The 845-nt window shown below is 63.2% G+C and carries 1 protein-coding gene; it reads left to right on the forward strand.

All coding sequences use genetic code 11. The features are described 5' to 3' along the window. On the forward strand, nucleotides 1-845 hold an 845-nt coding region (locus AACY45_RS27125; RefSeq protein WP_339548504.1), incomplete at both ends, for a Tn3 family transposase.

Consider the following 845-nt stretch of genomic DNA (forward strand, 5'->3'; position numbering starts at 1 on the left):
GGCGCGGTTCAACTGCCCGATATTCTCATCGAGATCGATGCCCTTACCCATTTCTCATGGATCCTCTTGGGGCGGCAGCCTGCCAGCACGACGGAGCTGACACAGGTCTATTGTGCCCTGCTGGGATTGGGCACAATGCAGAGCGCGGCCAGCGTTAGCCGGATGGTTGCGGGTGTCAGCGATGACCAGATCGAACATGTGATGCGCCAGATCATCGCAAGCGGGCAGCTGCGCGCCGCAAGTGACGCAGTCGTCAACCACATGCTCTCCCACCCAGTTGCACGGCGATGGGGCACAGGTAAACAGGCATCGGCGGACATGATGAGTCTGGACGCCACGCGGCACCTCTGGAACGCGGGCACCGATCCGCGTCGCGGCACCAGGGCGATTGGCACTTATTCGCATATTCTCGATCAGTGGCCGATTATCTACGATCAGGCTATCGTGCTCAACCAGCGCCAGGCCGGGGTCGCACTTGAAGGTGTGCTGCAGCAGCAGATCGCCGAGCTGCAGCGCCTGGCGGTCGACACCCACGGCTTCACCCATTTCGCAATGGGATTGGCCAAGGTTCTGGGCTTTGACCTATGCCCCCGCCTTGCGGGCTTTTCAGGGCGCAAGCTCTACCTGCCGCGCGGTGTTGCTGTGCCCGCCCGGCTTGAGCCGATCGTCGAGCGTGTACCGCTCGGCCGCACGGCACGCAGCGGATGGGATGGTCTCCAGCATATCGCGGCCTCGCTCCAGAGCGGGTATGGTTCCGCCGCGACCATCATCGAGCGGCATGGCAGCGCCGCACGGGGAAACCCGGTCTATGAATGCGGTACCGTGGTCGGCAAGGTCACGCGTAG

It is taken from the genome of Pseudomonas sp. RA_35y_Pfl2_P32, assembly GCF_963970735.1.
In the GTDB taxonomy this organism is placed as follows: domain Bacteria; phylum Pseudomonadota; class Gammaproteobacteria; order Pseudomonadales; family Pseudomonadaceae; genus Aquipseudomonas.